This window comes from Blautia sp. Marseille-P3087 (assembly GCF_900120195.1).
Classification (GTDB): domain Bacteria; phylum Bacillota; class Clostridia; order Lachnospirales; family Lachnospiraceae; genus Blautia_A.
The window spans coordinates 606,744-620,868 of record NZ_LT635539.1; the positions used below are offsets into that span (position 1 = coordinate 606,744).

9 protein-coding genes are annotated in these 14,125 nt (G+C 44.4%); 1 reads left to right on the top strand and 8 read right to left on the bottom strand.

All coding sequences use genetic code 11. From position 1 onward, the window contains the following. The first annotated feature begins 193 nt into the window (after positions 1-193). Complete coding sequence (locus tag BQ7344_RS02810; RefSeq protein WP_072521348.1) at positions 194-1,165, top strand: carbohydrate kinase family protein; 972 nt, start codon at positions 194-196, stop codon at positions 1,163-1,165. Between the two features lie 75 nt (positions 1,166-1,240). Here the strand turns inward: BQ7344_RS02810 and BQ7344_RS02815 are convergent, their stop codons facing one another. From BQ7344_RS02815 to BQ7344_RS02850, 8 genes are all read right to left on the bottom strand, one after another. Then, positions 1,241-2,404: a phosphoglycerate dehydrogenase gene (locus tag BQ7344_RS02815; RefSeq protein ID WP_072521349.1), complete on the bottom strand. Its 1,164-nt coding sequence runs from the start codon at positions 2,402-2,404 to the stop codon at positions 1,241-1,243. Next, entirely contained in the window at positions 2,404-3,486 is a 1,083-nt protein-coding gene (gene serC / locus BQ7344_RS02820; protein WP_072521350.1) for a 3-phosphoserine/phosphohydroxythreonine transaminase, read from the bottom strand. Before serC ends, BQ7344_RS02815 begins: the two co-directional genes overlap by 1 nt. Further along, a complete protein-coding gene (gene ilvB, locus BQ7344_RS02825) occupies positions 3,470-5,161 on the bottom strand; it encodes a biosynthetic-type acetolactate synthase large subunit (protein WP_072521351.1) in 1,692 nt (563 codons plus the stop codon). Before ilvB ends, serC begins: the two co-directional genes overlap by 17 nt. Positions 5,162-5,194: 33 nt before the next feature. Then, entirely contained in the window at positions 5,195-6,868 is a 1,674-nt protein-coding gene (ilvD, locus tag BQ7344_RS02830; RefSeq protein ID WP_072521352.1) for a dihydroxy-acid dehydratase, read from the bottom strand. A gap of 31 nt (positions 6,869-6,899) precedes the next feature. Beyond that, on the bottom strand, positions 6,900-7,985 hold the full coding sequence (gene leuB, locus BQ7344_RS02835; protein WP_072521353.1) for a 3-isopropylmalate dehydrogenase: 1,086 nt from the start codon (positions 7,983-7,985) through the stop codon (positions 6,900-6,902). Positions 7,986-8,203: 218 nt separating this feature from the next. Continuing rightward, positions 8,204-8,500 carry a preprotein translocase subunit YajC gene (yajC, locus tag BQ7344_RS02840; protein ID WP_072521354.1) on the bottom strand — a complete coding sequence of 99 codons (297 nt, stop codon included), beginning with the start codon at positions 8,498-8,500 and terminating at the stop codon, positions 8,204-8,206. A gap of 124 nt (positions 8,501-8,624) precedes the next feature. Continuing rightward, a complete protein-coding gene (tgt, locus tag BQ7344_RS02845) occupies positions 8,625-9,767 on the bottom strand; it encodes a tRNA guanosine(34) transglycosylase Tgt (RefSeq protein WP_072521355.1) in 1,143 nt (380 codons plus the stop codon). 1 nt (position 9,768) lies between these two features. Next, positions 9,769-13,998 carry a 2-hydroxyacyl-CoA dehydratase gene (locus tag BQ7344_RS02850; RefSeq protein WP_072521356.1) on the bottom strand — a complete coding sequence of 1,410 codons (4,230 nt, stop codon included), beginning with the start codon at positions 13,996-13,998 and terminating at the stop codon, positions 9,769-9,771. Between the last annotated feature and the right edge of the window lie 127 nt (positions 13,999-14,125).

Below are 14,125 nucleotides of genomic sequence, written 5' to 3' on the forward strand. Positions count from 1 at the left end.
GTCCCTCCTGTCTCTATTTCATCAGGATTTTCTCCCGAATTGTAATCCTCTGTTTTAGTTTAGCATTTTTTTTGTAAAAAATAAAGAAAAGAACGAAATTAGTTTGACAAAACAACCTTACTACGATAAATTGATGATAGTATCTTTCTTTCTAAAAAGAAAAACTACAGCTACTTAAGGAGGTTTTAATCCTATGAAAAAAAAACAGTTTGACGTAACAGCTCTCGGTGAGTTGCTGATCGATTTTACAGAAAATGGAGAAAGTTCTCAGGGAAATCCTCTGATGGAAGCCAATCCGGGCGGTGCACCCTGCAACGTACTTGCCATGCTGGAGCGTCTTGGCAAAAAAACAGCTTTCATCGGCAAAGTCGGTAAAGATATGTTTGGTAATCAGTTAAAATCGGCGGTGGAGGAAGTCGGTATCGATACGCGTAATCTGATTCTTGACGAAAACTACCACACAACGCTCGCTTTCGTTCATACATATCCGGACGGTGACCGCGACTTTTCTTTCTACCGTGATCCGGGTGCCGATATGATGCTTACAAAAGAGGAAGTACAGAGAGATCTGATCCAGTCCTCCCGTATTTTCCATTTCGGTACACTTTCTTCAACTCATGAAGGTGTGCGCGCGGCTACACGCCATGCCATCGAACTAGCAAAAGATGCCGGATGCATCATCACTTTTGATCCAAATCTGCGTCCGCCACTCTGGAAATCTCTGGATGATGCAAAAGCAGAGATTGAATATGGCATGTCCAAATGCGACGTCTTAAAAATTTCCGATAACGAAGTGGAATTTATGTGCGGAACCACAGACTACGACAAAGGCGCTGCCATGATTCAGGAAAAATACAACATTCCACTTATTCTTGTCACTATGGGAAAAGACGGAAGCCGTGCTTATTACAAAAATATGCGTGTAGAAGTTGCTCCGTTCCTTCAGGAAAACACGATTGAAACGACCGGTGCAGGTGATACCTTCTGCGCAAGCACTTTAAATTATGTACTTGACCACGGCCTTGAGGATCTGACCGAAGAAAACTTAAAAGAGCTGCTTACCTTTGCAAACGCTGCTGCTTCTCTGATCACCACACGTAAAGGTGCTCTGAGAGTCATGCCGACACGCGAAGAAGTCGAAAACTTTATTGCAAGCCGTAAGTAAAACTTATATAGACAGCAAAAAAGCCCCGGACAATTATGTCCGGGACTTTTTATGGCTACGGGGTACTCCTCTTTATTATTTAATCACACGTACTTTGGATACACCTTCGATTGCTCTCAGTTCATCCAGTGCCTCTTTGGATGCTGCACTTTCCAGATCAATGATGGTATATGCATATCCGCCACGGCTCTTGTTGGTCATGTCGGCAATGTTCAGACCTTCACTTCCGAGAATCTTTGTGAACTGACTGATCATGTTCGGGATATTTTTGTGAGCAATGGTAATACGTCCGACTGCTACACAGGTTCCCATATCGCAGTTCGGGAAGTTTACAGAGTTTTTGATATTTCCGTTTTCAAGGAAATCTCTTACTTCTTTCACTGCCATTACTGCACAGTTTTCTTCGGATTCCTCTGTAGATGCACCAAGATGTGGTGTTACAAGGATTCCCTGTCTTCCTGCAACCAGCGGGTTTGCAAAGTCTGTTACATATTTCTTAACCTTTCCGCTGTCAAGTGCTTCGATCAATGCTTCTTCATCTACAAGAAGATCTCTCGCAAAGTTCAAAAGTACAACACCGTCTTTCATCTTTGTGAAAGCCTCTCTGTCTATCATCTTGCGAGTATTATCGGTAAGCGGTACATGGATGGTGATGTAATCGCACTGGCTGTAGATCTCATCCAGAGATTTGCTGTGTTTGATGGTTCTGGAAAGGTTCCACGCTGCATCAATGGATATAAAAGGGTCATATCCGTAAACTTCCATACCAAGATGTGTTGCAGAGTTTGCAACCATTGCTCCGATTGCACCGAGACCGATGATACCAAGCTTTTTACCGCTGATCTCGCATCCTGCAAACTGTTTTTTCTGTTTTTCAGCCAGTTTGTCAATATGTTCTTTATCTTCTTCATGTGCTACCCATTCGATACCGCCAACGATATCACGTGAAGCAAGAAGCATACCTGCAAGGACAAGCTCTTTGACTCCGTTTGCATTTGCTCCCGGTGTATTAAATACAACAATACCTTTTTCTGCACACGCGTCAACAGGAATGTTGTTGACACCAGCACCTGCACGTGCGATGACTTTGACATGCTCCGGAAGTTCCATGTCATGCATTTTTGCACTTCTTACCAAAACTGCATCGGCATTGTTCAGGTCTTCTGTCTGTTTGTATTCTTCTCCAAATAGTCCGAGACCTGTCTGGGAAATTGGATTGAGGCATTTATACTGGAACATTATGCATTTTCCTCCTCGAATTTTTTCATGAATGCAACGAGAGCTTCTACGCCTTCTTTTGGCATTGCATTATAGATACTTGCACGCATACCGCCTACTGTTCTGTGTCCTTTGAGGTTTACAAGACCTGCTGCCTTTGCTTCTTTTACGAATTTGGCATCCATGTCTTTGTCACCTGTAACAAAAGGAACGTTCATCAGAGAACGGGAAGCCGGCTCTACTGTGCCTTTGAAGAGTTTGCTCTGATCAAGGAAATTATAGAGAATTTTTGCTTTCTCAATATTTCTTCTCTGCATTTCTTCCAGACCGCCCATAGCTTTCAGCCATTTGAAGACTTTGCCACATACATAAATGCAGTAAGCATTCGGGGTATTGTAAAGGGAGCCTGCATCTGCATGCGTTTTGTATGTAAGCATGGTTGGTGTTCCCGGAAGAACATCCTCTGTGATGAGGTCTTCACGGATGATTGCGATAACCATACCTGCAGGTCCGATATTTTTCTGAACGCCACCATAGATAATGCCATATTTGCTTACATCTACAGGCTCAGATAAGAAGCAGGAAGAAACATCTGCTACCAGAGTTTTGCCTTTTGTGTTCGGAAGTGTTTTGAATTTTGTTCCGTAAATTGTATTATTTTCACAAATGTATACATAATCTGCATCCGGGCTGATCGGAAGATCGCTGCAGTCCGGAATATAGGAGAAGGTTTTGTCCTCGGAAGATGCAATTTTGTTTACTTTTCCGTATTTCTGTGCTTCCTGGTAAGCTTTTTTGGCCCACTGACCGGTAACGATATAGTCAGCAACTCCATTTTTCATAAGGTTCATCGGAATCATGGCAAACTGCTGTGATGCACCGCCCTGAAGGAATAATACCTTATAGTTGTCCGGAATGTTCATCAGATCTCTTAAATCCTGCTCTGCATCATCGATGATTTTCTGGAACTCAGGGCTTCTGTGACTCATTTCCATAACGGACATGCCGCTTCCCTGGTAATCCATCATTTCTGCTGCGACTTCTTTCAGCACAGGTTCCGGCAGTACGGCCGGTCCTGCAGAAAAATTATACACTCTGCTCATTGTTCTTCATATCCTCCTCGTCAAATACATCATTAAGACTTGCACCTGCCGGCACCATCGGGAACACGCTGAGATCCTGATCGATCCAGCAGTCCAGTACCACAGGTCCTTCTGTAGCCAGCGCCTCGCGGATCGCCGGTTCTACTTCTTCCATCTTCGTAACACGGATTGCCTTCGCACCCATGCCCTCAGATATTTTCACAAAATCCACTGCGTCGTCAAGAACGGTATGTGAATATCTGTGGTCATAGAATAAGGTCTGCCACTGACGAACCATACCAAGTACATGATTGTTCAAAACAATCTGTAACAGCTGTTTACGGCATCGTACTGCGGTTGCGATCTCATTCATATTCATTCGAAAACAGCCGTCTCCTGCAATGTTGACCACTGTTTTGTCCGGCCTGCCCATTTTTGCGCCGATTGCAGCTCCAAGTCCGTATCCCATTGTTCCGAGACCACCGGAAGTCAGGAAAGTACGTGGTTCTTTGTACTTGAAGTACTGTGCAGCCCACATCTGATGCTGACCGACATCTGTTGAAATAATTGCATCGCCATTGGTGATTTCATAAAGTTTCTCTATAATGTATGGTCCGGTAAGCTGTGAATGATCATAATTCAGTGGATATTTTGCTTTCATCTCCTGAATATGTTCGATCCACTCCGGATGCTTTTCTTCCGGAATCATTTCCAGAAGTCTGCGGAGAACTTCTCTTACATCTCCGATCACAGACGCATCTACCACAACATTCTTATTGATTTCTGCCGCATCAACATCAATCTGAAGAATCTTTGCCTGATTTGCAAAAGTCTTCGCATTACCTGTTACACGATCACTGAAACGAGCGCCGAGTACGATCAGAAGGTCGCACTGTGTCACGCCAAGGTCGGAAGTCTTTGTTCCATGCATACCAAGCATACCGGTATACAGAGGATCTTCTCCTGAAAACGCTCCCTTACCCATCAGACTGTCGCAAACCGGTGCCTGAATCTTGTGCGCCAGTTCACTGATTTCTTTTGATGCTCCGGAAATAACAGAACCGCCTCCGACAAAGATATACGGTTTCTGTGCTTCCTCGATCATCTGTGCTGCAACCTCAAGGTCTTCTTTGCGAATCGTCTCGACTTCTCGATTAATCGTAGCCGGACGGCGAACGGAATACTCATAAGTGGCTGCTGTCACGTCTTTTGTTACATCTACCAGTACCGGACCCGGACGTCCGCTTTTGGCAATATAAAAAGCCTTGCGAATCGTATCAGCCAGCATGGAAATGTCTTTTACGATAAAACTGTGTTTTGTGATCGGCATTACGATACCGGCAATATCAACCTCCTGGAAGGAATCTCTTCCAAGAAGTGGTTTTCCTACGTTCGCGGTGATTGCCACCACCGGAACAGAATCCATGTATGCGGTCGCAATACCTGTAACCAGATTTGTGGCCCCAGGGCCGGAGGTTGCCAGACATACTCCGACTTTTCCTGTAGCACGGGCATAACCATCTGCGGCATGAGAAGCACCCTGTTCATGAGATGTCAGAACATGATGGATCTCATCACTGTGTTTATAGAGAGCATCATAGACATTGAGGATCGCACCTCCCGGATAACCAAAAACAGTATCTACTTTCTGTTCTTTCAGGCATTCAATGATAATCTCTGCACCTGTAAGCTGCATTGTATTTCCTCCTGTATGAATCTTTACTTTATATTATTTTGCTTTCGGAACTTCAAGGATTGCTCCTCTGTTTCCTGAGGTAACCATTGCAGCATATCTTGCAAGATATCCGGTTGTAACTCGTGGCTCACGTGGCTGCCATTTTGCTTTTCTTGCTTCCATTTCTTCATCAGAAACTTTAACTTCCAGTTTCAGTTCCGGAATATTGATGCTGATAATGTCGCCTTCTTCGATCAGAGCGATCGGACCGCCTACAGCTGCTTCTGGTGAAACGTGTCCGATAGAAGCACCACGGGATGCACCGCTGAAACGTCCGTCTGTAATAAGAGCTACAGAAGAACCAAGTCCCATTCCTGCAATTGCCGAAGTCGGGTTCAGCATCTCTCTCATTCCGGGGCCGCCTTTCGGTCCTTCATAACGGATAACAACAACATCTCCTGCTACGATCTTGCCGCCTTTAATCGCTGCGATCGCATCTTCTTCACAGTCAAAGACTCTTGCCGGACCTTCATGTACCATCATCTCTTCTACAACTGCGGAACGTTTAACAACACCACCGTCCGGAGCAATATTTCCTTTAAGTACTGCAAGGCCGCCTGTCTGACTGTACGGGTTTTCAATCGGGCGGATAACTTCCGGATTGAGGTTTACACAGTCTTTGATGTTTTCGCCTACTGTTTTGCCTGTTACTGTCATGCATTCTGTATAAAGAAGTCCTTTTTTGTTCAGCTCGTTCATAACTGCATAAACACCACCTGCTTCATTCAGATCTTCCATATAAGTCGGGCCTGCTGGTGCTAGGTGACAGAGGTTTGGCGTCTTTGCACTGATCTCATTTGCAAAGCTGATATCAAAATCCATACCGACTTCATGAGCGATTGCCGGAAGATGAAGCATACTGTTGGTAGAACATCCAAGTGCCATATCTACTGTCAGTGCGTTCAGAATGGCTTCTTTTGTCATGATGTCGCGCGGACGGATATTTCTGCGATACATTTCCATAACCTGCATACCCGCATGTTTTGCAAGACGAATACGCTCGGAATATACAGCAGGAATGGTTCCATTTCCACGAAGTCCCATACCAAGAACCTCTGTCAGACAGTTCATAGAGTTTGCAGTATACATACCGGAACAGGATCCACATGTAGGACATGTTTTGTTCTCAAATTCTGTAAGTTCGTCTTCTGTGATCTTACCTGCTGCATAAGATCCGACAGCTTCGAACATACTGGAAAGGCTTGTCTTATGTCCGTGTATATGGCCCGCCATCATCGGACCGCCGCTTACGAAAACGGTGGGAACGTTCAGTCTGGCAGCAGCCATCAGAAGTCCAGGTACATTTTTGTCACAGTTCGGGACCATAACAAGGGCATCAAACTGATGAGCCATTGCCATTGCCTCTGTAGAATCAGCGATCAGATCTCTTGTTACCAGAGAATATTTCATTCCGACATGTCCCATTGCAATACCGTCACAGACAGCGATTGCCGGGAATACAATTGGTGTACCGCCAGCCATTGCAACGCCCTGTTTCACAGCTGCAACAATCTTGTCAAGATTCATATGACCCGGTACGATCTCATTATAGGAACTTACAATACCTACTAAAGGACGTTCCATTTCTTCTTTTGTTAATCCAAGGGCATTAAACAGGGAACGGTGAGGTGCCTGCTGTGAACCCGTCTTTACTGAATCACTTCTCATTTTTCTGTCTCCTCTTTATTTAAAACTCTCGTTATAAGGCTGCTGCGATCAGATCGCCCATCTCTTTTGTTCCAACTGCCTTGCATCCTTCTGACATGATATCACCTGTACGATATCCGTCTGTCAGAACTTTCTGTACAGCCGCTTCTACTGCATCTGCTTCCTCATCAAGATTCAGTGAGTACCGGAGTAACATTGCTGCGGAAAGGATCGTAGCAATCGGGTTTGCCTTATTCTGTCCTGCAATATCCGGCGCAGATCCGTGACTTGGCTCATACAGACCGAATTTTGTTTCATTCAGACTTGCGGAAGAAAGCATTCCGATGGAACCAGTTACCATACTGGCCTCGTCAGATAAGATATCACCGAACATGTTCTCTGTAAGAATAACATCGAACTGTCCCGGATCATGTACAAGCTGCATTGCACAGTTGTCAACCAGCATATGTTCCAGTGTTACTTCCGGATAATCCTTTGCGACTTCTTCTACAACTTTTCTCCAGAGTCTGGAAGAATCCAGTACGTTTGCCTTGTCAACGCTTGTGACTTTCTTTCTTCTCTTCATTGCAATGTCAAATGCCTTGATGGCAATACGACGGATCTCATTTTCATTATAGGAAAGTGTATCGATTGCTTTCTTTACACCATCTTCTTCAATTGTTTTTCTTTCTCCGAAATAAAGACCGCCGGTAAGCTCACGGACAATGATCATATCAAATCCGTCTTCCCCTATCACTTCTTTCTTGATCGGGCAGGCTTCCTCGAGTTCTTTATACAGGTATGCCGGACGAAGGTTTGCAAAAAGATTCAATGCTTTACGAATTGCAAGAAGTCCTGCTTCCGGACGTTTGGACGGCTCAAGTTTGTACCACGGAGATGTCCTGGCATCACCACCGATAGAACCCATCAGAACTGCATCAGAAGCTTTTGCTGTTGCAATTGCTTCATCTGTAAGCGGTACGCCGTGAACGTCAATAGAAGCTCCGCCGAGAAGCACCTCTGAATATGTAAATGTATGATGATATTTTTCACATACTTTATCAAGAACTTTTTTTGCTTCATTTACGATTTCCGGACCGATACCGTCTCCTCGAATTAATGCGATCTTGTATTCCATTTCTTCATTTCCTCTCTCTGCACCACACGAAAACCGCAGAGTCCTTTCCTTCTGGATATTGTTATTATAATAACGCACTTTTTTACACTTTTCAACCCTTTACTACGTAAAAGTTTGAACGTGTTACAAATGCGAATAATTCCTATACCCCATTTCAACGGAATTTTGAAAAAAAAGAAGTGCCGCATCTTACGCAGCACTTACTTTCTTATTTGCAGTTATGCGGATGCCTGTTCTGCCTTCTCCACTTCTGCAATAGCCTGTTTTCTCATTGGGATACGGCAGTTCTTGTTATTGCCGAATTCTACGATGACATCTTCTTCTGTCATATCGATGATCACTCCATAGAAGCCGCTTGTAGTAACGATGCTGTCACCGACTTCCATACTGTTGAGCATTGCCTGAAGTCTCTTCTGCTCTTTCTTCTGAGGACGGATCATCAGGAAATACATAACTCCAAAGATAACTACCATCCATAAAATCATCATACCCATACTCGCGGTACTTTCGTTCATTTCAGATTCCTCCTGTCTGCTGACTTACATTCCTGCTGTTCAGGAACACTATATATCATCATACACAAAAAAGCCCGTAACTTCAAGTGTTTTTCGATTTTTTATACGATTTAAAGCTTTTCGCTTATTTCTGCTCTCCTGCTGCAAATCCTTCCAGACGCATTTTCTTATATTCAGCAAATCTTCCCTCATCCAGCGCATCACGGATTTCTTCCATCATATGGTTATAGAAATATAGATTATGCAGCACACAGAGACGCATACCAAGCATTTCTTTTGCCTTCAAAAGGTGACGAATATAAGCTCTGCTGTAATGACGGCATGCCGGACAGCCACAGCCTTCTTCGATCGGACGGCTATCCAGTTCATATTTGGCATTGAACATATTCATCTTGCCATGGTTGGTATATACATGTCCGTGGCGTCCATTACGACTCGGATATACGCAGTCAAAGAAATCAATACCTCTCTCAACACCTTCCAGAATGTTTGCCGGGGTTCCGACACCCATAAGATAGGTTGGCTTATCCTGCGGAAGATACGGAACGACTGCATCAAGGATACGATACATTTCTTCATGTGTCTCACCAACTGCAAGCCCGCCAACTGCATAGCCATCCAGGTCCATCTTTGCAATCTCTTTTGCATGTTCAATACGGATATCTTCATAAATAGCTCCCTGATTGATACCAAACAGAAGCTGTTCTTTATTAATGGTGTCCGGCAGGCTGTTGAGACGTGCCATCTCTTTTTTGCATCGTGCAAGCCAGCGTGTCGTACGCTCTACAGATTTCTGTACATAATCTTTCTCTGCCACACTGCTCGGACATTCATCAAAAGCCATCGCGATGGTAGAGCCGAGATTAGACTGGATCTGCATGCTTTCTTCCGGTCCCATAAAAATCTTGTGGCCGTCAATGTGCGACTGGAAATGCACACCTTCTTCTTTTATCTTGCGTAGTTTTGCAAGGGAAAACACCTGGAATCCGCCGGAATCTGTCAATATCGGTCTCTCCCAGTTCATAAACTTATGCAGGCCGCCAAGCTGTTTGACGATCTTATCGCCTGGGCGGACATGCAAATGATACGTATTAGAAAGCTCCACCTGTGTTCCGATCTCATAAAGATCCTGTGTAGAAACCGCACCTTTGATTGCGCCAATTGTTCCTACATTCATAAACACAGGAGTCTGAATCGTGCCATGCACAGTCTCAAACTGCGCACGCTTCGCACGACCCTCAGTCTTCATTAATGTATATTTTGCCATATTAAACCTCTTTATTCAGATTCTTCTGTGCTGTGGACAGCATCAGTTTGATTCGGTTCAGCTGATTTACTTCACTTGCACCCGGATCATAATCGATCGCAACGATATTTGCTCCCGGATGTTCCCTGCGGATTGCCTTGATAACTCCCTTTCCTACGATATGGTTCGGAAGGCATGCAAATGGCTGGATGCAGACGATGTTCGGTACACCACCGTGAATCAGCTCCATCATTTCACCGGTCAGGAACCATCCTTCACCAGTCTGGTTACCCGGTGATACGATCGGCTCTGCCAGTTTTGCCAGATCTGCAATATTTGCAGACGGTGTAAAATGACGGCTCTGTGCAAGTGCTTCATTTGCGGTTCCTCTTAGCCACTCGATAGCTTTGATTCCCCAGTTTGCGATCGTTGCTTTATTTTTCTTAAATCCAAGGAACTCAGATTTAAAGTTCTGATTATAAAAACAGTAATTGATAAAGTCTATCAGATCCGGGCACACTGCCTCGGCACCCTCTGCTTCCAGAAGTTCTGCCAGATGATTGTTTGCTGCCGGAAGGAATTTGACAAGAATCTCTCCGACGATACCAACTCTTGGCTTCTTCTCTCCGGTGATCGGGATCATATCAAACTCATGTACCATCTCACGGCACATCTTCTTAAACTGACCATGGCTGACACTGCTTCCTTGCAGGAAAGAGATTACCCTCTGTTCCCAGATTTTATGTTTACGGTTGACAATTCCCGGCTCTGCCTCATATGGACGCATACGATAAACACATTTCATCAGAATGTCACCAAATACTGCTCCATAGCAGATACGCTTGATAAGCGGAAGTGTCAGTTTGAATCCCGGATTGCTTTCCAGACCACTTAAGTTGATGGAAATAACCGGAACCTGTTCCATACCGGTTTTCTTTAATGCACGGCGGATAAACGCAATATAGTTGGATGCACGGCATCCGCCGCCTGTCTGTGACATGATGACAGCTGTCTTATTCAAATCATATTTGCCGGAAAGAAGGGCATCCATAACCTGGCCGACTACCATCAAAGAAGGATAGCATGCATCATTGTTTACATATTTCAGTCCGACATCTACCGCATGTTTGTTGTCATTAGGAAGGACTTCCAGGTGATAACCGCAGGTATTAAATGCCGCCTGTAAGATTCCGAAGTGGAACGGAGACATCTGCGGGCAAAGGATCGTATAATCCTTACGCATCTGTTTGGTAAATACAACTTTTTCGATAGAGGACGGTCTGATCTCACGCTCTTTGTGCTGTGCATCTTTTGCACGGAGTGCAGCCAGCAGGGAACGTACACGGATTCGTGCCGCACCGAGATTATTAACCTCATCGATTTTTAAGCATGTATAGATCTTACCGCTTCTTTCAAGAATCTCATAAACCTCGTCTGTAGTAACAGCGTCCAGACCACAACCAAAGGAGTTCAGCTGGATCAGATCAAGATTATCCTGTGTTTTGACATAGTTTGCTGCCGCATACAGACGTGAATGATACATCCACTGGTCATTGACACGAATCGGGCGTTCTACTTCCCCGAGGTGAGAAACAGAATCTTCAGTCAGTACCGCAATACCGTAGCTGTTGATCAGATCCGGAATACCATGATGAATTTCCGGGTCGATGTGATACGGACGACCTGCAAGTACGATACCGCGTCTTCCTGTCTCTTTCATATACTGAATGGTCTCTTCGCCCTTTTTCTGAACATCTTTACGCGCCTGCGCAAGTTCTTCCCATGCAGCATGGGCTGCTGCTTTGACTTCTTCTGCCGGAATATCTTTAAATACTTCAACCAGACGGTCTGTAAGGATTGCTTCCGTCGTAAATGCCATGAACGGATTCATGAATTTAATGCTCGGATCTTTCAGCTCATCTACATTGTTCTTGATGTTCTCTGCATAAGAAGTGACAATCGGGCAGTTGTAATGATTGACTGCATCAGGGAACTCATTACGTTCATATGGTACACAGGGATAGAAAATAAATTTCACACCTTTTTTGATCAGCCAGCTCACATGCCCGTGTGCCAGTTTTGCCGGATAACATTCAGATTCACTCGGAATGGACTCAATACCCAGCTCATAGATCTTACGTGTGGAAGTCGGCGAAAGTATGACTTCGTATTTCAGCTTCGTAAAGAAAGTGAACCAGAACGGATAGTTTTCAAACATATTCAGAACACGCGGGATACCCACCTGGCCTCTGGTCGCCTGATCTGCACTGAGCGGCTCATAGGAAAACAGTCTTTTGTATTTATATTCATAAAGATTCGGAACATGATCTTTGTTCTTTTCTTTACCGATGCCTCGTTCACAGCGGTTTCCGCTGACAAACTGACGTCCGCCAGTGAATTTGTTGATTGTCAGACGGCAGTTGTTTGTACATCCGCGACAATTTGCCATAGATGTTGTATATTTCAGTTCATTGATCTTGTCAATGGAAAGCATTGTGGTTTCTTTGCCTTCCTCATAACGCTCTCTCGCAATCAGTGCAGCACCGAAAGCTCCCATAATACCGGCAATATCCGGACGAATAGCTTCACAGTTGGCAATACGTTCAAAGCTTCGAAGAACAGCGTCATTGTAGAAGGTACCACCCTGTACAACGATATGTCTGCCAAGTTCAGTCGCATCGGAAACTTTGATAACTTTGTAAAGAGCATTCTTAATAACAGAATAAGCCAGACCTGCTGAAATATCTGATACCTCTGCGCCTTCCTTCTGTGCCTGTTTTACCTTTGAGTTCATAAATACGGTACAACGTGTTCCCAGATCAATCGGATGTTTTGCATAAAGAGCAGCTTTTGCAAAATCCTGTACACTGTAGTTCAGGGATTTCGCAAATGTCTCAATAAAGGAACCGCAGCCGGAGGAGCATGCTTCATTAAGCTGTACACTGTCTACGGTCTGGTTCTTGATCTTGATACATTTCATATCCTGACCACCGATGTCGAGGATACAGTCTACTTCCGGATCAAAAAATGCAGCAGCATAATAATGGGAAACCGTCTCAACCTCGCCCTCATCAAGAAGAAGTGCAGCCTTGATCAGTGCCTCGCCGTAACCGGTAGAACATGCATAGGCGATCTTTGCACCTTCAGGAAGTATCGAATAGATTTCCTGAATGGAACGGATTGCAGTCTTGAGCGGACTTCCGTTGTTGTTGCTGTAAAATGAATACAGAAGACTTCCGTCCTCTCCTACCAGTGCAGTCTTTGTCGTCGTTGATCCTGCATCAATACCAAGGTAACAGTTTCCTTTATAGGAAGCCAGATCTCCAGTCGTAACCTTGTAGGAAGACTGTCTCTTATTAAATTCTTCATAATCTTGTTCTGTCGCAAACAGCGGCTCCATACGCTCTACTTCAAAGTCAAGCTTAATAGAATGACGAAGTCTGTCTTTCAATTCAATAAGAGAAACTTTGACATCCTCTTTTGCATTCAGTGCAGAACCGATTGCTGCAAACAGATGAGAGTTCTCCGGCACGATCGTATGCTCATCGTCCAGTTTCAAAGTACGGATAAACGCAGTTTTTAACTCAGAAAGGAAATGCAGCGGACCGCCCAGAAATGCTACATGTCCACGGATTGGCTTACCACAGGCCAGACCGGAAATCGTCTGATTGACAACTGCCTGAAAAATAGATGCTGAAAGGTCTTCCTTCGTTGCGCCTTCATTTATCAGCGGCTGTATATCTGTCTTTGCAAATACGCCGCATCGTGCAGCGATCGGATAAAGTGCCTTGTAATTCTTTGCATATTCATTCAAACCGGTAGCATCTGTCTGTAGAAGTGATGCCATCTGGTCGATAAAGGAACCTGTACCACCGGCACAGATACCATTCATTCGCTGCTCGATATTTCCGCCTTCAAAATAAATAATCTTTGCATCCTCACCACCAAGCTCGATTGCAACGTCTGTCTGCGGTGCAATCTTCTGTAAGGATGTAGATACAGCGATTACCTCCTGCACAAATGGAATCTCCAGATGATTTGCCAGCGTCAGTCCGCCGGAGCCAGTAATTACCGGACTGAGTGTCATCTCTCCCAGCTGTGCATGTGCTTTTTCCAGAAGATCTGCCAGTGTCTCCTGAATATTTGCAAAATGTCGTTCGTAATCTGCAAATAACAGCTTTTCATTTTCATCAAGAATCGCGATCTTTACTGTCGTAGATCCGATGTCAATTCCCAATGTGTATGTATTCAATAAATCGACCTCCTCGTCATAAATCTGTATCTTCAGATATGAATATAACGTGTTTCTTCTTATTAAAAGTATTTTTCAAAATCCAATTCCGTAACATTATACGACAAAGTTTTACAAATGACAATGA

Excerpts from the sequence above, each read along its gene's own strand:
- BQ7344_RS02810 (WP_072521348.1), top strand. The coding sequence starts at position 194 with ATGAAAAAAAAACAGTTTGACGTAACAGCTCTCGGTGAGTTGCTGATC.
- BQ7344_RS02815 (WP_072521349.1), bottom strand. The coding sequence starts at position 2,404 with ATGTTCCAGTATAAATGCCTCAATCCAATTTCCCAGACAGGTCTCGGA.
- serC (WP_072521350.1), bottom strand. The coding sequence starts at position 3,486 with ATGAGCAGAGTGTATAATTTTTCTGCAGGACCGGCCGTACTGCCGGAA.
- ilvB (WP_072521351.1), bottom strand. The coding sequence starts at position 5,161 with ATGCAGCTTACAGGTGCAGAGATTATCATTGAATGCCTGAAAGAACAG.
- ilvD (WP_072521352.1), bottom strand. The coding sequence starts at position 6,868 with ATGAGAAGTGATTCAGTAAAGACGGGTTCACAGCAGGCACCTCACCGT.
- leuB (WP_072521353.1), bottom strand. The coding sequence starts at position 7,985 with ATGGAATACAAGATCGCATTAATTCGAGGAGACGGTATCGGTCCGGAA.
- yajC (WP_072521354.1), bottom strand. The coding sequence starts at position 8,500 with ATGAACGAAAGTACCGCGAGTATGGGTATGATGATTTTATGGATGGTA.
- tgt (WP_072521355.1), bottom strand. The coding sequence starts at position 9,767 with ATGGCAAAATATACATTAATGAAGACTGAGGGTCGTGCGAAGCGTGCG.